Raw genomic sequence first — 20,731 nt, 5'->3', positions numbered from 1 at the left:
AGCCGATCAGACGAGCGAGTCCCGCCAGGCCGCGTGCAGGGTGGCGAAGCGGCCCTCGCCGGCGATGAGCGCCTCCGGGGTGCCGTCCTCGACGATGCGGCCGTGCTCCATCACCAGCACCCGGTCGGCGATCGCGACCGTCGAGAGGCGGTGCGCGATGATGACCGCCGTGCGGTCCGCCAGGAGCGTCTGCAGGCCCTGCTGCACCAGGCGCTCGCTCGGGATGTCGAGGGAGGAGGTCGCCTCGTCCAGGATCAGCACCGCCGGGTCGGCCAGGAACGCGCGGGCGAACGAGATCAGCTGGCGCTGACCGGCCGAGACGCGGCCGCCGCGCTTGTTCACATCGGTGTCGTAGCCGTCCGGAAGCGCCTGGATGAACTCGTGCGCGCCGACCGCCTGCGCGGCCCGGACGATCTCGTCGTAGGACGCGGTCGGCCGCCCGATCGCGATGTTGTCGGCGACGGATCCGGAGAAGAGGTACGCCTCCTGGGTGACCATCACGATCGCGCGCCGCAGGTCCTTCGGGTGCAGCTGCCGCAGGTCCACGCCGTCGAGGGTCACCACGCCGTCGCTCGGGTCGTAGAAGCGCGAGATCAGCTTGGCGAGCGTCGTCTTGCCGGCGCCCGTGGACCCGACGAGGGCGATGGTCTGCCCGGCGGGGATGTCGAGGTCGAAGCGCGGCAGCACCTCGCGGTCGGCGGTGTAGGCGAAGCGGACGCCCTCGAAGCCGAGGCGGCCCCGCGCCTGCCGCAGGTCGACCGGGCGGGCCGGATCCGGTACGCTCGGCTCCTCGGCCAGCACGCCCGAGATCTTCTCGAGCGCGGCGGCCGCCGACTGGTAGGAGTTGTAGAACATCGCCATCTCCTGCACCGGGTCGAAGAAGCGCCGTGTGTAGAGCAGGACCGCCAGCAGCGCGCCGATCTCGAGCCCGCCGTCGAGCACGCGGACGCCGCCGATGAACAGCACCACGGCGACGGTGACGTTGCCGATCAGCACGAGCCCGGGGTCGAAGGTGCCGAACACTCCGAAGACGCGCTTGTAGGCGAGCCGGTACTGCTCGACGACCCCGCCGAACACGGACTCGTTGCGCTTCTGCGTGCGGAAGGTCTGCACGGCGCGGATGCCGGTCATCGACTCCACGAACTGCACGATGAGCCGCGACGAGGCGACGCGAGTGCCGCGGAACAGCGCCTGCGACCGTTTCTGGAACCAGCGGGTGAGCAGCGCGAGCGGCACCAGGGCGCAGGCGAGCACGATGCCGCTCACGCCGTCCAGGGAGACCAGGGCGATCGCGACGAAGCCCATGTAGAGCGCACCCTGCACCAGCTGGTTGATGCCGGAGTCGAGCAGCTCGCGGATGGAGTCGAGGTCGCTGGTCTGGCGCGAGATGATCCGGCCGGAGGTGTAGTTCTCGTGGAACTCCAGGCTCAGCTTCTGGGTGTGCAGGAAGACCCGCTTGCGCAGGTCGATCAGGATCGCCTGGCTCACCCGCGCGGAGAGCACGGTGTACCAGGCGACCAGGAGCGCGCCGACGAGTCCGGTGAGGATGTAGGCGCCGACCGTGACCGCCAGCGGGACCGCGTTCCCCGCGAGGACCGCGGGCAGGCCGTTGTCGATGCCCGCCGCGATCAGCGCCGGTCCCGCGACCTGGGCAGCGGTCGCGACGACGACCACGACCGCGGTGAGCACCAGCCGCAGCCGGAGCGGCCGCAGCAGGGAGCCGAGCAGCCGCAGCGAGCGTCGGCGCAGAGCCGCCGACTCCGCTCTGCTGAGGTCGTCGCGCTCCTCGGAGGAACCGAGCGTGCTCATGATCGCGTCTCCTGGTGGGTGGTCGTGGGGCGGGAGCCGATGCGCTCGGTCCCGGCGGGCCGGGTCAGCTCGTCCTCCTCGAGGCTCGAGATGACGAAGCGGTAGTGCGGGCTGCTCGCGAGCAGCTCGCTGTGGGTGCCGACCGCGGTGATGCGGCCCTCCTCCATCAGTGCCACGCGATCGGCGAGCGCCACCGTCGAGGGGCGGTGGGCGACGATGATCGCCGTGGTGTCGCCGAGCACGCGGCGCAGCCCCGCCTCGACGCGCGCCTCCGTGTCGACGTCGAGCGCCGAGAGCGGGTCGTCCAGGACGAGCACCGCCGGACGCGCGGCCACCGCGCGGGCGAGGGCCAGGCGCTGGCGCTGGCCGCCGGAGAGGCTCATCCCCTCCTCGCCCACCTTCGTGTCCAGGCCCTCGGGAAGACGGTGGACGAAGTCGGCCTGCGCGATCTCGAGGGCCTCGAGCAGCTCCTCCTCGGTCGCGTCGGGTCGGCCGAGGAGGACGTTCTCGCGCACGCTGGTGGAGAAGAGCGTCGCGTCCTCGAACGCCATGCCGATGTGCGTGCGCAGCTCGTCGCGGCGGAGCCGGCGGATGTCGACGCCGTCGAGCTCGATGGCTCCGCCGGTCACGTCGTAGAGGCGCGGGAGCAGCGCGGTGAGCGTCGTCTTCCCGGAGCCGGTGATGCCGACCAGTGCCATCGTCTCGCCCGGCTCGACCTCGAGGTCGACGCCGTCGAGGAGGTCGCGGTAGCGCTCGGGGGCGTCCTGGTAGCGGAAGTGGACGTCGCGGAAGCGGACCCGACCGCGCGGCTCGAGGATCGTCTCGGGGTCCTCCGGGTCGGTGATGGTGTTCCGGCTGTCCATCACCTCGAAGTAGCGGTCGACCGCCGTGCGGGTGTCGAAGGTCATCGAGAGGAGGAAGCCGATCGACTCCACCGGCCAGCGCAGCACGGTCGCGGTGGCGAAGAAGGCGAACAGCTCGCCGACGCTCAGCTGGCCGGCCGCGGCGAGCCAGACCCCGCCGAGCAGGCAGAGCGCGAACGCGATGTCCGGCACCAGCAGCAGGACGAGCCAGATCCCGGCGATGGCGCGGGCCTTGTCGATCTCGGTGCCGCGGAGCTTCTCGGCCTGGCCGGCGAAGTTCTCCAGCGCGTGCTGGTGGCGGCCGAAGGCCTTGAGGACGCGGATGCCGTGCACCGACTGCTCGACGGTCGTGGCGAGGTCGCCCGCCTGGTCCTGGCTGCGGCGCGCGATGCTCGAGTAGCGCTTCTCGAACGCGAACCCGTAGATCCAGACCGGGATCGAGCACACGACGAAGAGCACGCCGAGGATCGGGTTCCAGTAGACGAGGACGCCGAAGCCGACGACGATCGTCAGCGCGTTGACCACGAGCAGGACGAAGCCGAAGGCGATCCAGCGGCGGATGAGGCTGAGGTCGCTCATCGCCCGCGACAGGAGCTGCCCGCTCTGCCAGCGGTCGTGGAACGAGACGGGGAGGTCCTGCAGGCGGCTGTAGAGCGCCGAGCGCATGCGCGCCTCGATCCGCGTGCTGGGGGTGAGGACCATCCGGCGGCGCAGCGCGATGGCACCGGCCTCGACGACGCCGAGCACGAGGATGACGGCGACCGGGCCGATCAGCGGCCCGAGGTCGCCGGAGCCGGCGGAGGCCGCTCCGTCCCCCAGCGGCCCGTCGACGAGCTGCTGCAGGACGATCGGGATGACCAGCGACACCAGACTCGCCACGAGCGCGACCGCGATGCCGCCGACCAGCCGGGGCAGGGAGTCGCCGACGAAGGGGACGAGGCGCAGCAGGGTCTGCAGCGTGCTCGGGCGCTTCTGCGCGGGGGCGCCGGGAGACGGGAGGGCGGGAGCGGACACGGCGGAGGGCTTTCGCGACGAGGGCGGGGCCTCCCCTGCCGGTTGGGCGGGGAGGCGGGAGGTGCCACCGGGCCGGAGAGCTCCGGGCAGCCTTGAAGGCTATACCCGGGCTATGTGCTCCGTCCAGCGGCCGCCGCGATCCGGCGGTTCCCCCGCCTCCGCCGTCAGCGGACGCGGACCGAGAGGCAGGTGACGCAGCCCTCGAGCTTCTCGAACTCCGAGACATCCACGGTGAGGACGCGGTAGCCCAGGCTCCGCAGCAGCTCGGCGCTCCGGGGAGCGGAGGCTGCCATCAGGAGGGTGTCGTCGTCGAGGACGACCACGTGGGCGCCCGGCTCCTCGGGCATCGGCAGGAAGGAGGGGAACAGGCGCGGCTCGTCGACGACCGGCTCCCAGCCGATGACCGTGCCGTCGGGCAGCGCAGTCACGGCGCTCTTGAGGTGCAGCACCTTCGTCAGCGGGACCGCGACGACGTCGTACCCGCGGGGGCGGAGGATCGCGCGCAGCTGGGCGACCCCCGCCGCGTCGGTCCGGCCTCCGCGGCCGACGTAGACCGTCGATCCCACCTTGAGGACGTCGCCGCCGTCGAGCGTGCCCGGCTCCTCGATGCGGTCGACCGTCAGGCCGAGGGCGCGGACGGCCTCCTCGGCGCCCGCCGTCTCTCCGCGGCGGGACTCCGCTCCGGACCGGGCGATCACGGCGTGGTCGCCGAAGACGACGACCGCGTCCTCGAGGAAGACGGAGTCGGCGAGTCCGGGCGCCGGTGCGGCCTCGACCGTCTCCCAGCCGGCCCGCTCGAGCAGGTCGACGTACGCCTCCCACTGCTGCTGGGCGCGCTGCTGGTCGACGGGGACGCGCTCGAGGTGGGTGAGCTCGCCCGCCGAGAGGTCGGCGGCCGGGGCCCGGACGATCGCGATGCGGCGGTCGGTGACGACGGCGGCCGGAGCGCCCGTGGTGCGGAGGCGGTTCCAGAGCGTGTGGCCGACGCTCGCCGCCGAGACGGTGAACGCGAGCAGGAAGACGAGGTTGAGTCCGGCGAAGGTCTGGAAGATGGAGGCCCAGACGGCGCCCGTGACGGCCTCGCCGGTGGCGCTGGCTTGGACGAGCGTGCCGAACACGGCTCCGACCACACCCGCGACGAGTCCCGCGAGGGCGGCGCTCCAGGTGCGTCCGAGCGTCCCCGCGACGGCGAGGACGAGGACGACCACGAAGCCGAGCACGCTCGAGAGCAGGAAGTAGGCGTTGACCTGCGGGATGGAGCCGGGCTGCAGCTGGTTGCCGATGAAGAAGGCCAGCACGTTGGCGAGGTGCGCCACGAGCGCGGTCGCCGCGGCGGCGAGCAGCGCGACGAGGATCCGGCGGCCCGTCCCGGGCGCGCGGTCCCGGTTCGGGGCGGTGGTGGTCGCTGCGGTCGGGGTGTCGGGAGTGGACGCGGGCGTCGAGTCGGAAGGCACCCGGCGACCCTACGCGCCCCCGCCCGCGCCTCGCCTGTCGATCCCCTAGCAGCCCCCTAAGAGCCACTCACCGCACCGCAGAGCGGTTTCAGCGGGAATCGCGTGCCCAGCGATTCCCGTGACCGGCGACGCCCCCACTCCATGGAAAGCCTCACGTCGTGGCACCGACCACGCCCCGCCGCGCGAGGAGCGGCCGGGAAACCGCCCACCGCAAGGCAGAGCCGACTCAGCGGGAATCGCGTGCCAAGCGATTCCCGCGGTCGGCGACGCACCCCGCTCTACGGAACGCACCCCGTCGCGAAGCCGACCGCGCCCCGCCGCGCAGGGAGCGGCGGGGAGATCGAACACCACTTCTTCCACCGAGTGACGGGCGCGGAGCGCCCGTCACTCAGTGGAAGAAGTGCCGCTCCCCCGTCGTGTACATCGTGACGCCGGCGCGAGCGGCCGCGTCGATGACCTCGGCGTCGCGGACGGATCCGCCGGGCTGGACGACGGCCTTCACGCCGGCGGCGAGGAGCACCTCGAGGCCGTCGGCGAAGGGGAAGAACGCGTCGGAGGCGGCGACGGAGCCGGGGGCGCGGTCGCCGGCGCGGGTGACGGCGAGGTGGCAGGAGTCGACGCGGTTGACCTGGCCCATGCCGACGCCGACGGAGGCGCCGCCCTTGGCGAGGAGGATCGCGTTCGACTTGACGGCGCGGCAGGCCTTCCACGCGAACTCGAGGTCGAGCATCGTGTCGGCGTCGGCGGGCTCGCCGGCGACGAGCTGCCAGCCGGAGCTGACCTCGCCGGGGCCGCCGATGAAGCGGTCCGGCTCCTGCAGCAGCAGGCCGCCGGAGATCTGCTTGAACTCGCGCTCGACGGGGGCGTAGAAGTCGGGGAGCTGCAGCAGGCGCAGGTTCTTCTTGGTCTTCAGCACCTCGAGCGCCTCGGGCTCGAAGCCGGGGGCGACGAGCACCTCGGTGAAGATCTCCTTCACCGTCTCGGCCATGGCGAGGGTGACGGGCCGGTTCGCGGCGATGACGCCGCCGAAGGCCGACACCGGGTCGCACTCGTGGGCGCGGCGGTGGGCGGAGGCGATGGGGTCGATCGCCTTCGAGCTCGCGATCGCGATGCCGCAGGGGTTCGCGTGCTTGATGATCGCGACGGCGGGCAGCACGAAGTCGTAGGCCGCGCGGACGGCCGCGTCGGCGTCGACGTAGTTGTTGTAGGACATCTCCTTGCCGTGCAGTTGCGTCGCCTGCGCGATGCCGGTGCCGTCGGGTGAGACGTAGAGGGCCGCCTTCTGGTGCGAGTTCTCGCCGTAGCGGAGGACCTGCTGCAGGGTTCCGCGGATCTCGACCGAGCCCTCGACGCCCTCGGCCGCCTCCTGCCCGGCGAACCAGGCGGCGACGGCGGAGTCGTAGGAGGCGGTGTGCGCGAAGGCGCGGGCCGCCAGGGTGCGGCGCGCGGCGAGCGTCGTGCCGCCGTCGGCGAGGGCGGTCGCGATCCCGGAGTAGTCGGCCGGGTCGACGACGATCGCGACGTTCGCGTGGTTCTTCGCGGAGGCGCGGACGAGGGCCGGGCCCCCGATGTCGATGTTCTCGACCACGGTCGCCGGGTCGGCGCCGCCGGCGACGGTCTCGCGGAACGGGTACAGGTTCACCACGACCAGCTCGAACGCGGCGATGTCGAGCTGCTCCAGCTGCTCGCGGTGCGAGGCGAGCCTCAGGTCGGCGAGGATGCCCGCGTGCACGGCCGGGTGCAGCGTCTTCACGCGGCCGTCGAGCGACTCCGGGAACCCGGTGACGGCCGAGACGTCGGTGACCTCGTGGCCGGCGCCGCGGAGGGTCGCTGCGGTCGAGCCGGTGGAGACGAGCTCGACGCCGGCCGCGGCGAGCGCCGCTCCGAGCTCGAGCAGGCCGGTCTTGTCGCTGACCGAGATCAGCGCCCGGCGGACGGGGACCCGGTCGCGGTCGTCGTAGCTGCTGGGGTCGTGGGCGGTGATGCTCATGCGCGGGCGAGCTCCTCGAGGTCGACGGTTCCGTGGGCGATGTCGAGCACCGTCTGCACCAGCAGGCGACGCTCGATGGTCTTGATGCGCTCGTGCAGCGCGTCCTCGCTCTCGCCGGGGAGCACGGCGAGGCTCTCCTGGGCGATGACGGGGCCCGTGTCGACGCCGGTGTCGATCACGTGCACGGTGACGCCGGTCTCGGTCGCGCCGGCGGCGAGGGCGTCGCGGACGGCGTGGGCGCCGGGGAAGAGGGGCAGCAGGGCGGGGTGCGTGTTGATCATCCGCGGGCTGAGCGCGTCCACCACCACGGGCGGCAGGATGCGCATGAAGCCCGCGCAGACGACGAGGTCGGGCTCCCACTCCCGGATGCGCCGGAGCAGGGCGGCGCCCCACTCGTCGCGCGAGGAGAAGCCGCGCGGCGCGACCGTGAAGGCGGGGACTCCGCGCTCCTCGGCGTGACGGAAGCCCTCGGCGTCGGTGTCGCTGCCGACCGCGACGATGCGGGCGGGGAAGCCCTCGTCGCCGGTGGCGTCCAGCAGGGCGCGGAGGTTCGATCCGCCGCCGGAGAGGAGCACGACCAACTTCAGCACTGCGCAAGTCTAGGGGGACGCCTCCGCCGGCGTCAGCCGCGTCGGCTGCGGCCCGCGGCGAGGCCCAGGCCCGCGGCCAGCGCGAGCTCGAGGGCGGCGACCGCCCCGACGACGAGCGGGTCCGGGCCCACCTGGGCGAGCCGCCCGGGCCCGGCGGCGCCCGCCGAGAACCAGGCGAGGAGCCCGAGCAGCAGGCCGCCGACCACGCCGATCCCGCCGGCCGCGGCGGCGCCCCAGCGCAGCAGCGAGCGTCCGTCGAGCGCCTCGATCACGCCGCGCCGCAGCCGCCATCCCGCGGCGAACCCGGCGAGCAGCGGCACGAGCAGTCCGAGGAATCCGAAGGCCGAGTCCCCTGCGGGCAGTGCGGCGAGGACCGGGATCGACGGGATCGGTCCGAGCAGCGTTCCGGCCGCGCTCACGGAGGAGCCGGTGCCGAGGGCGAAGCCCGGGCCGATCAGCCAGCTCGCCGCCCAGATCACCAGGTTCGGGAGGAACGCGAGCTGTCCGAGAGTGAGGGCCAGGCCGCCGAGAGCCTCGGCGCCGAGGCTCTCGTAGAGCGCGACGACCGAGGTGTAGTGCACGACCAGCAGCACGGCGACGAGCACCGCCGCGACTCCGACCACGCCGGCCGCGGCGAGCGCTCCGCCGCGCAGCGACGCGAGGACGAGCCCGGGCCCCGGCGCGGGGACGCGGTCGAGCGCGGAGGCGGCCAGCTCGCCGAGGGGGTCGGCCTCGTCGCTGCGGGCGGAGTGGAGCGCTGCTCCGACGAGCACCCCCAGCGCGAAGACGAGCGGCGGCAGCAGCGTCCCCTGCAGGGGATCGACGGTGGCGGCCGGGTCCGCGGATCCGAGCGAGACCAGGAGCGCGATCGCCAGGTAGGTCGCGATCGCGACGAGGACGCCGATGGCCCGGAACGGCGACTCCTGGGCGCGGCGGCCGGTGCGCGCGCCGAGCAGCACGGTGAGGAGCGCGAAGGCCAGCGGAGCGATCGTCACCGGGAAGGCGTCCGCGCCTCCGGGCAGCGCGACGGCGAGGGCGGAGTCGGGGGCCAGCGCCGCCTGCAGGTCGGCCCCGTGGCCGAGCAGCCAGGCGTCGGCGGCGATTCGCCAGAACACGCCGAAGTCGACCGTCGTGTCGTACTGCACGGCCCAGAGGACGGTCAGCGGGACGAGCGGGATCGCGATCCCGATCAGCGCCGACAGCGCGGCGTCGAAGGCGGCGAGGAGGGCGACGGTGATCCGGTTCATGGGCCTGACGAGCCTAGCGGCGGCGCGCTCGGAGGCGGGTCAGGGGCGCGCCGCCCGGCCCTCTAGTGTCGGAGCCATGACGGGGACCTCGGACGCACGGACGGAGCGCGGCCTGGACCGCCTCGTGAACTTCTCGGACGCCGTCGTCGCCATCGCCATCACGTTCCTCGTCCTCCCCCTCGTCGACGTGGTCGAGGAGGGCCGCGCGGCCGATCTGGGGTCCCTCCTCACCGGGCACTACGGCACCCTCTCCGCCTTCTTCATCACGTTCGCCGTGATCGGGCGGCTCTGGGCGGTCCACCACTCCGTCTTCGAGGGCGTGGCCCGGTACTCGCCCGCGCTCGTCGTCGCGAACTTCGTCTGGCTGGCCGCGGTCGTCCTGCTCCCCTTCGCGGCGAACCTGATCTCGAACGTGCTCGACACCGACGGCAGCGTCATCGCGCTCTACATCGGCACGATGATCGCGGCGAGCGCGGCGACCCTCGCGATGCAGCTCATCGTGCGCCGCGACCCGGATCTCCTGGCCCCGGGGGCGGAGCCGCGGCGCTCCCTCTCGAGGTCGCTGATCGTGATCGGCGTCCTCCTCGCGGCCCTCGTGCTCGCCGTCGCGGTGCCGGCCGTCAACATGTTCGCGCTCCTGCTGCTCCTGCTCTCGGGTCCGATCGAGCGCCTGGTGCACCGCGGGCGCCCCGGGGGACGCGCGGCCCACCGCCGGACGGAGCGCGGGCTCGACCGGCTCGTCAACTTCTCGGACGCGACCGCCGCCATCGCCATCACCGTCCTCGTCCTGCCGCTGGTGCAGCTGGCTCCCGAGGTCGCCCGGGAGGGCGGCGGAGTCCCGGCGCTGCTCGCGGAGCACCTGGACTCGGTCCTCGCCTTCGCGCTCTCCTTCGCGGTCATCGCCGTCTTCTGGATCCCCCACCACCGCGTCTTCGAGATCGCCGGGGACTACGACGGCGCCCTGGTGTGGCTGGACCTGCTCTGGCTGGCCGCGCTGGCGTTCTTCCCGTTCTCGACGAGCGCGCTGGCGCTGTTCCCGGACTCCCGGGCGACGATCGGGCTCTACATCGGCACGATGGCCGCGATGAGCGGGGCGCTGGTCCTGATCGAGCTGCGCCTCTCCCGGCACCCGGAGCTCAGGCGGCCCGGCGCAGGGCCCCTGCCGCTCGCGCCCGCCCTGCTGCCCTTCGCGCTGCTCCTCGTCGCACTGGCGCTGGCGCTGCTGATCCCGTCGGTCGGGCTCTGGTGGCTGCTCCTGCTCCTGCTGCAGCGGCCCGTCCGGGCACTGCTCGCGCGGCGCTGATCCTCAAGCGCCGGGCGTCCAGCCCAGCTGCGGGGCGATGCGCTCGGCGACGGCGCGCAGGATGCGCCGGTGCGACTCCACCCCGCCGACCGCCGGGAGCGTCACCGTGAGCGCGTCCGCCTCCGCGAGCGCCGGATCCGCGGCGAGCGATGCGACGATCCGCTCCGGGCTCCCGACATGGAGGGGGCTGAAGCGCATCGGGGCGGCGATGATCGACCGGTCGGCCGTGCGGGGGCGGCCCACGTCGTCCATCCGCGCGAGGTAGCCCTCGATGAAGGGGCGGTGCGCCTCCTCGTCGGCGGCGTCGAGCAGCGGCAGCACGATCCGGCCCGCCGTCACCCTCGACGTGCGCCCCGGGTGCGCTGCGGCGAAGGCCTCGCGGTAGGCGCGGATCTGCACCGCCTGCTGCTCGGCGAACGGCAGGCCCGTCTCCTCCGTGTTGAGCGTGGACACCTGCAGGTGCATGCCCTGCTCGCCTGCCCGGACCGCGGAGGACACCGTTCCCGCCCCGTACCAGAGCCGGTCGGCGAGGCCGGGCGCGTGCGGCTGCTGAACCAGCGGAGCGCCGACCGGGACCGACATCAGGGCCGACTCCGCGACGCCGAGCACGGCGCCCGAGAGCGCCTCGCGGAGTCGCGCGATGCGCTCCTGCGCCTCCTCGCGGAAGTCGCGCTCGGCCTGCCCGAACACCCCGTCGAAGACGGAGGAGAGATGCGCGAAGCCGCTGCTGACGCCGAGGTCGAGGCGTCCGCCCGAGAGCAGGTCCACGGTCGCGGCGTCCTCGGCGAGGCGCACGGGCGACTCGTAGCGGGCGCCGATGACCGCGGTCCCGAGGCGGAGGCGGCGGGTCCGCTGGGAGGCGGCCGCGAAGAAGGTCATCGGAGACGCGAGGTAGCGCTCGAAGTGCCGCACGCGGACCCAGCCGGTGCCGTAGCCGAGATCCTCGGCGAGCTCGAGCAGGGCCAGCCCGTCCTCGAGGCTCCGCGCGGCGTCGCCGGGCTGCTCGGGGCCCTCCGGGTACGGCACGAAGGTCAGCAGGTCGAGTCCGAGGCGGCGGGTCACGCTGCGACGCTACTCCGGCCGGACCCGCCCCGACGACGGAACGGACGGCGCCGCCCGCCGGAGCAGGGGCACCGTCCGTTCCGACGGTGGTGCGGGGAGGACGGGCGCTAGAGCGCCGCGTAGACCTCGCGGAGCAGGGCGGCCGTCTCGGAGGGCGTCTTGCCGACCTTCACGCCCGCGGCCTCGAGGGCTTCCTTCTTGGCCTGCGCGGTGCCGGCCGAGCCGGAAACGATGGCGCCGGCGTGGCCCATCGTCTTGCCCTCGGGGGCGGTGAAGCCCGCGACGTAGCCGACGACGGGCTTCGTGACGTTCGCCTTGATGAAGTCCGCGGCGCGCTCCTCGGCGTCGCCGCCGATCTCGCCGATCATCACGATCGCCTTCGTCTCGGGGTCGGCCTCGAACGCGGCGAGCGCGTCGATGTGCGTCGTGCCGATGATCGGGTCGCCGCCGATGCCGATGGCGGTCGAGAAGCCGAGGTCGCGCAGCTCGTACATCATCTGGTAGGTCAGGGTGCCCGACTTCGAGACGAGGCCGATCGGGCCCTTGCCGGTGATCATCGCGGGGGTGATGCCCACGAGCGACTCGCCCGGCGTGATGATGCCGGGGCAGTTGGGGCCGATGATCCGCGTCTTGTTCCCCTTCTCCTGCGCGTACGCCCAGAACTCCGCGGAGTCCTGCACCGGTATGCCCTCGGTGATGACGACGAGGAGGCCGATCTCGGCGTCGATCGCCTCGATGACGGCGTCCTTCGAGAAGGCGGGCGGCACGAACGCGATGGAGACGTCGGCGCCGGTGGCCTCCATCGCCTCCTTCACGGTGCCGAAGACGGGGAGCTCGACGTCGCCGTGGGTGACGGTCGTGCCGGCCTTGCGGGCGTTGACGCCGCCGACCACGTTCGTGCCGGCCTTGAGCATCAGCGCGGTGTGCTTGGTGCCCTCGCCGCCGGTGATGCCCTGGACGATGACCTTGGAGTCCTTGGTGAGGAAGATCGACATGCTTGTTCTCTGATTCCTTGAGTCGTCGGGTCCGTTAGGCGGCGGCGAGTTCGGCGGCCTTGTCGGCGCCCTCGTCCATGGTCGCGGCGAGCGTGATGAGCGGGTTGGCGGCGGCCTGGAGGATCGCGCGGCCCTCCTCGACCTTGTTGCCGTCGAGGCGGACGACGAGCGGCTTCGTGGCCGAGTCGCCGAGGATCTCGAGCGCCTGGAGGATGCCGTTGGCGACCGCGTCGCACGCGGTGATGCCTCCGAAGACGTTGACGAAGACGCTCTTGACCTGCTCGTCGCCGAGGATCACGTCGAGGCCGTTCGCCATCACCTGGGCGGAGGCTCCGCCGCCGATGTCGAGGAAGTTGGCCGGCTTCACGCCGTTGTGCCTCTCTCCGGCGTAGGCGACGACGTCGAGGGTCGACATGACCAGGCCCGCGCCGTTGCCGATGATGCCGACCTCGCCGTCGAGCTTCACGTAGTTGAGGTCGTTCTCCTTGGCCTTCGCCTCGAGCGGGTCGGCGGCGTCCTTGTCCTCGAGCGCGGCGTGGTCCGCGTGGCGGAAGCCGGCGTTCTCGTCGAGCGAGACCTTGCCGTCGAGCGCGACGATGTCGCCCTCCTCGGTGAGCACGAGCGGGTTCACCTCGACGAGCGTGGCGTCCTCGCCGGTGTAGACGTCGTACAGCTTCACCAGGACGGGCGCGACCTTGGCGATCAGCTCCTCCGGGAACTTCGCCGCGCGGGCGATCTCCTCGGCCTTGGCCTGGTCGATGCCCCGGCCGGGGACGACCTCGACGCGCGCGAGGGCGTCGGGGCGCTCGACGGCGAGCTGCTCGATCTCCATGCCGCCCTCGTAGGAGGTGAGCGAGAGGTAGGAGCGGTTGGCCCGGTCCAGCAGCACCGAGAAGTAGAACTCGCGGTCGATGCGCGCACCGCCGGCGACCATGACGCGCTTGACGACGTGGCCCTTGATGTCGAGGCCGAGGATCGACTGCGCCGCGGCGAACGCGTCCTCGGGGGTCTTCGCGACCTTCACGCCGCCCGCCTTGCCGCGGCCGCCGATCTTGACCTGCGCCTTGACGACGGTGACGCCGCCCAGCTTCTCCGCCGCGGCGCGCACCTCCTCCGGCGTGTCGGCGACGATGCCCGGGAGCACGGGGACGCCGTACTTCTCGAACAGATCACGGGCCTGGTATTCGAAGAGATCCACGCTGCATTCCCATTCCGCGCCGAGCGCGCTTGCGTTTCGAGTTCGAGGTGGCCCGGACGACGCCGGAGTCTCGGCACTGTCCCTGGGCCGCGCCGAGTCTACTCCGCACCCGCCGGGGGCTTCCCGTGCGGTCGCTCCGCGCCCGCCGGACGCCCGCCGGGGGCACCGGCTCCTATTCCGCCCGCCGCTCCCGCGTAGCGTGGAGCCATGTCGTCGGCCTCCCGCACCCCGGACGTCTTCCGCGAGGGCGTGTTCCTGCTGGCGGGCGCGCGCGCGATCCTCCTCCAGATCGCGCACCCGGCGGTCGGGCAGGGCGTCGCCGACCACTCCGACTTCGTGCACCGGGCCGTGAACCGCCTGCACGGGACGCTCTCCTACCTCTACGTCCTGCACTACGGCACTCCCGAGGACGTGCGCGCCGTCCGCCGCCGCGTGAACAGGGCGCACGTGCCCGTGCGCGGCCCCGGCTACACGGCCTTCGACCCGGAGCTGCAGCGCTGGGTCGCGGCGACGCTCACCCAGTCGATGCTGCAGCTCTACGAGGGCGCCTTCGGTGCGCTGAGCGAGGAGGAGGCGGACGACATCGTGCGCCGCTCCGTCGTCGTCGGCGCGGCCCTGCAGATGCCCGCGGACCTCTGGCCCGACTCCCGCACCGCGTTCGACGCCTACTGGGAGCGGGAGCTGGAGCGCCTCGAGGTCACGCCCGCGGCCCGCCGGGTCGCCCACGACCTGCTGGGCCCGAGCATCGCCGCCTGGTACCTGCGCCCGCTCGGCCCCTACCTCCGCCTGATCACCGCCGGTCTGCTCCCGGCGGCGCTCCGCGAGCCCTTCGGCTTCCAGTGGACCGCACGGCAGGAGGCGCGGTTCGAGCGGGCGCTCTCGCGCACCTTCGCCGCCTACCGCCTGCTTCCCGCGATCGTGAGGACGGCGCCCAGCCGCTACTACCTCGCCCGGGTCCGACGCGACGCTCAGAAGCCGGCCACGACCTCCCAGCCCGCGTAGGCGGCGAGCTCCAGCCCGAGCGCCTGCGCGGCCGCGCGCGCCTCGTCGATCCCGCGCTCGTCGCGCACGTCGACGGTGACCGGCACGCTGTCGCCGAACCCCGCGATCTCGACCCGCGCGCTCGTCGGACCGCTGTAGAGCGGAACGTGCGCGTCCGCGGTCCGCGCGCCGACCACTCGCGAGCCGGTCGCCTCCGCGATCACCGCGAGGGCGAACGGAGCCGTCACCACCGCGTCCGTGTAGAGCGTCGCCTCGCCGCGCATCGCGCCTCCCGTCGTCCGACCCGCGGGACCGGGCCGCAGCAGTCCGACTGTAGGCAGCCGCCCGCGCCTCCCGCACCCCCTTCCGCTCGGCGCCGGGATGCGCACTCCCCGCCCGTCCGTGCTGAACATCCGATGCGGATCGCTCGACGCGGCCTCTCGGCGGATCTACGGTGAAGCACCCGGCATCCGCCGCGGCGGTCAACGACGACTGGAGCCTTGATGAGCATCACCGAACCCCGCACGGCCGAGGCCCCCGCCGCTCCCCCGCCCGCCGCCGGCTTCGGCACCCTCTCCGTCGCGGCCATCCTGGCGGAGGCGGCGCGGCGCACCCCTGACACGATCGCCATCCGCGTCGGCGAGCAGGCCGTCGACTACGCGACCCTCTGGCGGCAGACCCGTGCCTACGCCGGAGCCCTGCGCGCCCAGGGGATCGGACCGGGCGACCGCGTGGCCCTGCTCGTCCCGAACGTCCCCGACTTCCCCCGCGGCTACTTCGCCGTCCTCGCGCTCGGCGCCGTGGTGGTCCCCGTGCACGCCCTGCTCAAGCACGACGAGATCGCCTACGTCCTGCGCGACTCCGGAGCCGTCGCGCTCGTGTGCGCCGCTCCGCTGCTCGCCGAGGGGGCCGCCGGAGCGGACCTCGCCGACGTTCCCGTGCTGAGCGTGATGGTGCCCGACGGCACCGCCTCGCCCCTCCCGCGCCTGGAGGACCTCGCCGCGGAGGCGACCCCGATCGACGGCTACGTGCCCCGCTCCCCCTCCGACACGGCGACGATCCTCTACACCAGCGGCACCACCGGCCGCCCGAAGGGGGCGGAGGGGACGCACTTCGCGATCGTCTCGCAGTCGGACGTGCTGCTGATGAACACGTTCGACCTGCACCGCGGCGACGTGGTGCTCGGGGCGCTGCCGCTCTTCCACACCTTCGGGCAGGTCTGCGCGATGAACACGGCCTTCCGCACCGCCGCGACGGTCGTCCTGGTGCCGAAGTTCGACGGCGACGCCGCGCTCGAGGCGATGATCGCCCACGGCTGCACGGTCTTCGAGGGCGTGCCCACGATGTACGTCGCCCTGCTCGACGCCGCGACCCGGCGCGAGGACCGGCCGCCGCTGCGCTACGCGGTCTCGGGAGGCGCCGCCCTGCCCGTCGCCGTGATCGAGCGCTTCCGCGAGGTGTTCGGCGTCGAGATCTACGAGGGCTACGGGCTCACCGAGACCTCCCCGGTCGCCACCTTCAACCACGTCGGAGTCCCGCCGCGGCCGGGCACGGTCGGCACGCCGATCTGGGGCGTCGAGGTCGAGGTCGCCCGCCCCGACGTGACCGACCGCGTCGAGCTGCTCCCCCGGGGCGAGCTCGGCGAGATCGTGGTGCACGGGCACAACCTGATGAAGGGCTACCTCGGCAATCCGGCGGCGACCTCGGAGGCGGTGATCGACGGCTGGTTCCGCACCGGCGACCTGGGCACGAAGGACGAGGAGGACTACGTCCGCATCCTCGACCGCACGAAGGACATGATCATCCGCAACGGCTACAACGTGTACCCGCGCGAGGTCGAGGAGGTGCTGATCGGGCACCCGGCCGTGCAGAACGCAGCGGTCTTCGGGATCCCGGACGAGCGCCACGGCCAGGAGGTGATGGCCGCGGTGATCCTCGCCCCGTCGGCGACCGCCACCGCGGAGGAGCTGATCGCCTACGCGAACGAGCACCTCGCCGCCTTCAAGTTCCCCCGCCGCGTCGAGTTCGTCGACGCCCTCCCGCTCGGGCCCAGCGGCAAGATCCTCAAGCGGGAGCTCGTCGCGCGCTACGCCGGCTGACCACTTCCGCGAGATGCCGCTCGGGTGAGCCCGCCACGGCGTACCGCGCACCGGAGCGGCATCTCGCGGACGGCGACCAGAGGGCACACGGGAAGGGACGGACGTCAGCCGAGCAGGGACCAGACGGTCCCGGCGAGGACGGTGCCGACCGCGGCGCCCGCGAGGACCTGAGCGGGGGTGTGCGCACCGAGGCGCACCCGCGACCAGAGCACCCAGAGGACGATGGGCACGCTGATCAGCAGGGAGAGCGGTCCGTAGGCGATCAGCACGACGACGGCGCAGGTGGCGACCACCGCCGCGTGCCCGGACAGCTTCCAGACCAGGTTGACCACGCCGACGGCGAGCACCACGGCCACCGTCACCACGCCGAACGTGGTCACCGCGGCAGGAGCGCCGAGCACGGCGAGCAGTACCAGGCCGGCCGCTATCGACACCAGCGCCAGCGCGATCGGCAACGCCCGCTCGCGCCGGTCGGGGACGTGATGGTCGCCGTGGATCCGGCCGGTGCGCATCAGCAGGCGGATGACGAGGTAGGGCACCACCCCGACGAAGAGAGCTGCGAGCGCTCCCCAGGCGACACCGAGCAGGGGCGGATCCGCGACGCGCGCGCCGACCACGACCGGCACGAGCACCGCGAGGACCGCCGGGGAGAACGCCTCCGTCGCGAGCCGCGCGGCCGCCGATCCGGCCGCCACCGGACTAGATCTTCTCGATCGGCGCGACCTTGATCAGCAGCTTCTTCGCGCCCACCTGGTCGAAGAGCACGTGTGCGACGCGCTTCGAGCCCTCGCCCGTCACCGCGTTCACGCGCCCCTCACCGAAGTCGGTGTGCCGGATGCGGTCGCCCGCGATCAGCTCGAGGTCGCCGTTGTCGCGCACCATGCCGGTGATCCGGTTCGGGAACTCGCCCTTGGCCTTCGGCGCCGCGGCAAGCGCCTCCCGGAACTCGGTGTTCGATCGCGACTTGCCGAAGCCGGGCCGCTGAGCGTTCAGGGCCCGGGGCTGCGTACCGCCGCGCGAGGTCGCCGCGCCGGGCGACTGGCGCCACTGGATCAGCTCTCCCGGGATCTCCTGCAGGAACCGGCTCGGCATCGCGACCGACGTCTCGCCGTACTGCGCGCGGGTCATCGCGAGCGAGAGGTAGAGGCGCTTGCGGGCCCGGGTGATCCCCACGTAGAACAGCCGCCGCTCCTCGGCCGGGCCGCCGGGCTCGTTCGCCGAGATGCGGTGCGGGAGCAGGTCCTCCTCGATGCCGGTGAGGAACACGGCGTCGTACTCGAGGCCCTTCGCCGTGTGCAGCGTCATCAGCGAGACGGTGCCGGAGTCGTCGTCGAGGTCGTCGGCCGCGGCGACCAGCGAGACCTCGGTGAGGAAGTCGACGAGCCCGCCGTCCGGGTTGTTGCGCGCGAACTCCTTGGTGACGGCGATGAGCTCGTCGACGTTCTCGGCGCGGGCCTCGTCCTGCGGGTCGCGGCTGGCGCGGAGCATGTCGAGGTAGCCGCTGCGGGTGAGGAGCGCCGTCAGCACCTCGTGCACCTTCGCCTCGCCGCCCTCCCGTGCGGGGTCGAGCATCAGCGCGCACTCGTCGAGGAGGGTCGCGAGGTCGACGATCGCCTTCGTCACCTTCGGGCCCATCCCGAGCGAGCCGGCGTTGCGCATCGCCTCCCGCAGGGTCACCGCGTTGGTGTCGGCGAACGACTGCAGCTGCGCCTCCGTCGCGGGGCCGATGCCCCGCTTCGGAGTGTTCATGATGCGCCGCAGCGCCAGCACGTCGGCCGGATTCGCCACCGTGATCAGGTACGCCAGGGCGTCCTTGATCTCGGCGCGCTCGTAGAACTTCGTCCCGCCCAGGATCCGGTAGGGCAGCGCGGAGCGGATGAAGATCTCCTCCAGCGCGCGGGTCTGCGCGTTGGTGCGGTAGAAGACCGCGATCTCGTCGTAGCCCGTGCCCGCCGCGTGCAGGCGGGCGATCTCGTCGACCACGAACTGCGCCTCGTCGTGGCCCGAGTAACCGGTGTAGCCGACGATCTTCTCCCCGTCGCCGCTGGAGGACCAGAGGTTCTTCGCGCGACGGTCGAAGTTGTTCGAGATGACGGCGTTGGCCGCCGAGAGGATGTTCTGCGTCGAGCGGTAGTTCTGCTCGAGCAGGATCACGCGGCAGCCCGGGAAGTCGCGCTCGAACTCGACGATGTTGCGGATGTCGGCGCCGCGGAACGCGTAGATGGACTGGTCCGAGTCGCCGACGACGGTGAGCGAGGCCCCCGGGATGGAGCCGTCGGCCGTGACCGGTCCGCGGTAGGGGCGGTCGAACTGCGCCGCGGCCATCGTCGCCGGCGGCACGGGCCGGGTCAGCTCGTGGATCAGCGAGTACTGGGCGTGGTTCGTGTCCTGGTACTCGTCGACCAGCACGTGGCGGAAGCGCCGCTGGTACTTCGCGGCGACGTGCGGGAAGGCGCGGAAGAGGTAGACGGTCTGCGCGATCAGGTCGTCGAAGTCGAACGCGTTCGCCCCCTCGAGCGCCCGCGAGTAGGCCCGGAAGACCTGGAGGAACATCTCCTCGTTCGGGTCGCTGAGGTTCGCGGTGCGGGCGTAGGAGTCGACGTCGGCGAGCTCGTTCTTGAGCTTGGAGATCTTCGCGGAGGCGCTCGCGACGGTGATCCCGAGCGAGTCGGCCTCGAGGTCCTTCACGATGCGCTTGAGCAGGGCGCGCTGATCGCCCGAGTCGTAGATCGTGAACGACTTGGTCATGCCGAAGTTCTCGGCCTCGCGGCGCAGGATCCGCACGCACGCGGAGTGGAAGGTCGAGATCCACATCCCCTCGGCGCTCTGCCCCACCAGCTTCTCGACGCGCTCGCGCATCTCGGCCGCGGCCTTGTTGGTGAACGTGATCGCGAGGATCTGGCTCGGCCAGGCCTCGCCGTTGCCCAGGAGGCTCGCGATGCGCCGGGTGAGGACGCTGGTCTTGCCCGAGCCCGCACCCGCGACGATGAGCAGCGCGTCTCCGCGGTACTCGACCGCCTCGCGCTGCTGGGGGTTCAGCCCCGCGACGAGCTGCTCGTGCGCCGGGTCGGTGCGGGGCGCGTCCCCGGGGCCGCCGGGGGGGCCGACGATGACCGGGGTGGCGCGGGAGTCGCTCGGATCGAAGAGGAAGCTCATGTCCCTCCGAGTGTAGATCGCCCCTCCGACACCGGGAGCGGTCAGGCGGTCCGCTGACGCGGCGCGGGCGAGGTGAGTGCCCCACCGACGTCCAGTCCGCGCCACGCGAGGGAGAAGCCGAGCACGGCGAGCGCCGACGTCGACACCGCCAGGAGCTGCAGGAGCGCGAAGGCGGTGAGGTCCTTCGTGTCGTCGGGGTAGTACTGGATGCCCTGGACGGCGAGCGCCGCGAGCAGCACCACCACGATCACCGAGCACACCAGGAGCAGCCGGTTCACCCCGCGCCGCGCGGGCCTCTTCGGCGCTCGGCCCACCTGGGCCCTGGTGGTCAGCCACGCGCAGGCGGCGGAGGCCGAGGCGAGCGCGACGAGGTCGGCCCCGAGAACGTCGCTCGCCCGGTGCCAGGAGGCGGCCATCGTCAGGTTGCCGACCAGCACCACGACCGCGCCGCCCAGCGCGAGCACGACGGTCCGCGCCCGCCCGGGCACGACCATCGCCAGGGCGAAGACCACCGAGACGGCCGCCGCGGTGTGCCCGCTCGGGAAGCTGCCGCCGGTGTACCAGGAGTCGGTGTCGACCAGCTCGGGCCGCTCGAGGACCACGTTCTTGAGCAGCTGGGTGAGCCCGGCCGTGACGACGATCGAGCCGACGGAGGCGACGGCGAGCGCCGGGCGCCTCCGGATCAGCGCGATCGCCGCGACGAGCAGGGCGCCGACGACCATGGAGAGCGGGGTGACGTCCGCGAGCGCCCCCGCGGCGGCGCCGGTGGCGCGGCCGAAGACGAGGTCGGCGCCCCGGAGCCCCGAGTTCTCGACGCCCTGGCCCTGAGGGGTGAGCACGGCGAGCCAGTAGACGACGGCGACGCCGATCACGGCGAGGACGGCGGTGGTGATCCAGCGGCGGGTGATGCGCTCTCGGGTGGACACGGGGCCTCCTCTCGAGGGTCGGGCGGGCGGTGGTGAGCCGATGA

The 20,731-nt window shown here is 72.8% G+C and carries 16 protein-coding genes; 3 read left to right on the top strand and 13 right to left on the bottom strand.

Annotation, left to right across the window (positions count from 1 at the left end):
• Positions 1–6: 6 nt before the first annotated feature.
• The 6 genes from C5C57_RS14320 to C5C57_RS14295 all read right to left on the bottom strand — a co-directional run bounded on the left by C5C57_RS14320 (position 7) and on the right by C5C57_RS14295 (position 8,967).
• Positions 7–1,809: an ABC transporter ATP-binding protein gene (locus tag C5C57_RS14320; RefSeq protein ID WP_104258297.1), complete on the bottom strand. Its 1,803-nt coding sequence runs from the start codon at positions 1,807–1,809 to the stop codon at positions 7–9.
• The gene (locus tag C5C57_RS14315) at positions 1,806–3,686 is read right to left on the bottom strand and encodes an ABC transporter ATP-binding protein (protein WP_104227288.1); all 1,881 of its coding nucleotides are present in this window, start codon (positions 3,684–3,686) and stop codon (positions 1,806–1,808) included. The genes C5C57_RS14320 and C5C57_RS14315 overlap by 4 nt, the downstream gene beginning before the upstream one ends.
• 164 nt (positions 3,687–3,850) lie before the next feature.
• Positions 3,851–5,140, bottom strand: coding sequence for a dimethylargininase (ddaH, locus tag C5C57_RS18615; RefSeq protein ID WP_104297762.1), 1,290 nt, complete (start codon positions 5,138–5,140; stop codon positions 3,851–3,853).
• 388 nt (positions 5,141–5,528) lie between these two features.
• Positions 5,529–7,130 carry a bifunctional phosphoribosylaminoimidazolecarboxamide formyltransferase/IMP cyclohydrolase gene (purH, locus tag C5C57_RS14305; protein ID WP_104251068.1) on the bottom strand — a complete coding sequence of 534 codons (1,602 nt, stop codon included), beginning with the start codon at positions 7,128–7,130 and terminating at the stop codon, positions 5,529–5,531.
• Positions 7,127–7,720: a phosphoribosylglycinamide formyltransferase gene (gene purN / locus C5C57_RS14300; RefSeq protein WP_104251067.1), complete on the bottom strand. Its 594-nt coding sequence runs from the start codon at positions 7,718–7,720 to the stop codon at positions 7,127–7,129. The genes purH and purN overlap by 4 nt, the downstream gene beginning before the upstream one ends.
• A 32-nt stretch (positions 7,721–7,752) precedes the next feature.
• On the bottom strand, positions 7,753–8,967 hold the full coding sequence (locus C5C57_RS14295; protein WP_104248132.1) for a DUF6350 family protein: 1,215 nt from the start codon (positions 8,965–8,967) through the stop codon (positions 7,753–7,755).
• 76 nt (positions 8,968–9,043) lie between these two features.
• Here C5C57_RS14295 and C5C57_RS14290 point away from each other — a divergent pair, with 76 nt between their 5' ends.
• A complete protein-coding gene (locus tag C5C57_RS14290) occupies positions 9,044–10,270 on the top strand; it encodes a TMEM175 family protein (protein ID WP_181027258.1) in 1,227 nt (408 codons plus the stop codon).
• A 3-nt stretch (positions 10,271–10,273) separates the two neighbouring features.
• On the opposite strand, the gene C5C57_RS14285 is transcribed toward C5C57_RS14290, so the two are convergent.
• The 3 genes from C5C57_RS14285 to sucC all read right to left on the bottom strand — a co-directional run bounded on the left by C5C57_RS14285 (position 10,274) and on the right by sucC (position 13,525).
• Complete coding sequence (locus tag C5C57_RS14285) at positions 10,274–11,332, bottom strand: LLM class flavin-dependent oxidoreductase (RefSeq protein WP_104248134.1); 1,059 nt, start codon at positions 11,330–11,332, stop codon at positions 10,274–10,276.
• Positions 11,333–11,439: 107 nt separating this feature from the next.
• Positions 11,440–12,327, bottom strand: a complete 888-nt coding sequence (gene sucD / locus C5C57_RS14280) for a succinate--CoA ligase subunit alpha (protein ID WP_104248135.1) — start codon at positions 12,325–12,327, stop codon at positions 11,440–11,442.
• Between the two features lie 34 nt (positions 12,328–12,361).
• Positions 12,362–13,525 (bottom strand): ADP-forming succinate--CoA ligase subunit beta, encoded by a 1,164-nt coding sequence (sucC, locus tag C5C57_RS14275; RefSeq protein ID WP_104227296.1) that lies wholly within the window; start codon positions 13,523–13,525, stop codon positions 12,362–12,364.
• Between the two features lie 207 nt (positions 13,526–13,732).
• Between sucC and C5C57_RS14270 the strand changes: the two genes are divergently transcribed.
• Positions 13,733–14,527, top strand: coding sequence for an oxygenase MpaB family protein (locus C5C57_RS14270; RefSeq protein WP_104248136.1), 795 nt, complete (start codon positions 13,733–13,735; stop codon positions 14,525–14,527).
• Here C5C57_RS14270 and C5C57_RS14265 read toward each other — a convergent pair.
• Entirely contained in the window at positions 14,494–14,790 is a 297-nt protein-coding gene (locus tag C5C57_RS14265; protein WP_104224926.1) for a hypothetical protein, read from the bottom strand. The genes C5C57_RS14270 and C5C57_RS14265 overlap by 34 nt on opposite strands.
• 219 nt (positions 14,791–15,009) lie before the next feature.
• Here C5C57_RS14265 and C5C57_RS14260 point away from each other — a divergent pair, with 219 nt between their 5' ends.
• Complete coding sequence (locus C5C57_RS14260; RefSeq protein WP_104297760.1) at positions 15,010–16,605, top strand: long-chain fatty acid--CoA ligase; 1,596 nt, start codon at positions 15,010–15,012, stop codon at positions 16,603–16,605.
• Between the two features lie 104 nt (positions 16,606–16,709).
• Here C5C57_RS14260 and C5C57_RS14255 read toward each other — a convergent pair whose 3' ends face one another.
• The 3 genes from C5C57_RS14255 to C5C57_RS14245 are packed head-to-tail and all read right to left on the bottom strand — an operon-like array spanning position 16,710 to position 20,687.
• Positions 16,710–17,300: a phosphatase PAP2 family protein gene (locus tag C5C57_RS14255; protein WP_104267785.1), complete on the bottom strand. Its 591-nt coding sequence runs from the start codon at positions 17,298–17,300 to the stop codon at positions 16,710–16,712.
• 4 nt (positions 17,301–17,304) lie between these two features.
• A complete protein-coding gene (locus C5C57_RS14250; protein WP_104261607.1) occupies positions 17,305–19,761 on the bottom strand; it encodes an ATP-dependent helicase in 2,457 nt (818 codons plus the stop codon).
• Between the two features lie 41 nt (positions 19,762–19,802).
• Positions 19,803–20,687: a phosphatase PAP2 family protein gene (locus C5C57_RS14245; protein WP_104224743.1), complete on the bottom strand. Its 885-nt coding sequence runs from the start codon at positions 20,685–20,687 to the stop codon at positions 19,803–19,805.
• Positions 20,688–20,731: the final 44 nt, after the last annotated feature.

Source organism: Rathayibacter sp. AY1C5 (assembly GCF_002931705.1).
Lineage (GTDB): Bacteria > Actinomycetota > Actinomycetes > Actinomycetales > Microbacteriaceae > Rathayibacter.
Note: the sequence above shows the minus strand (reverse complement) of the source record. Positions and strands in the feature narration are given on the sequence as shown.

Coding starts and splice junctions, on each gene's coding strand:
- sucD (WP_104248135.1), bottom strand. CDS start 12,327: ATGTCGATCTTCCTCACCAAGGACTCCAAGGTCATCGTCCAGGGCATC.
- C5C57_RS14260 (WP_104297760.1), top strand. CDS start 15,010: ATGAGCATCACCGAACCCCGCACGGCCGAGGCCCCCGCCGCTCCCCCG.
- purH (WP_104251068.1), bottom strand. CDS start 7,130: ATGAGCATCACCGCCCACGACCCCAGCAGCTACGACGACCGCGACCGG.
- C5C57_RS14270 (WP_104248136.1), top strand. CDS start 13,733: ATGTCGTCGGCCTCCCGCACCCCGGACGTCTTCCGCGAGGGCGTGTTC.
- C5C57_RS14265 (WP_104224926.1), bottom strand. CDS start 14,790: ATGCGCGGCGAGGCGACGCTCTACACGGACGCGGTGGTGACGGCTCCG.
- C5C57_RS14290 (WP_181027258.1), top strand. CDS start 9,044: ATGACGGGGACCTCGGACGCACGGACGGAGCGCGGCCTGGACCGCCTC.
- C5C57_RS14295 (WP_104248132.1), bottom strand. CDS start 8,967: ATGAACCGGATCACCGTCGCCCTCCTCGCCGCCTTCGACGCCGCGCTG.
- C5C57_RS14320 (WP_104258297.1), bottom strand. CDS start 1,809: ATGAGCACGCTCGGTTCCTCCGAGGAGCGCGACGACCTCAGCAGAGCG.
- C5C57_RS14250 (WP_104261607.1), bottom strand. CDS start 19,761: ATGAGCTTCCTCTTCGATCCGAGCGACTCCCGCGCCACCCCGGTCATC.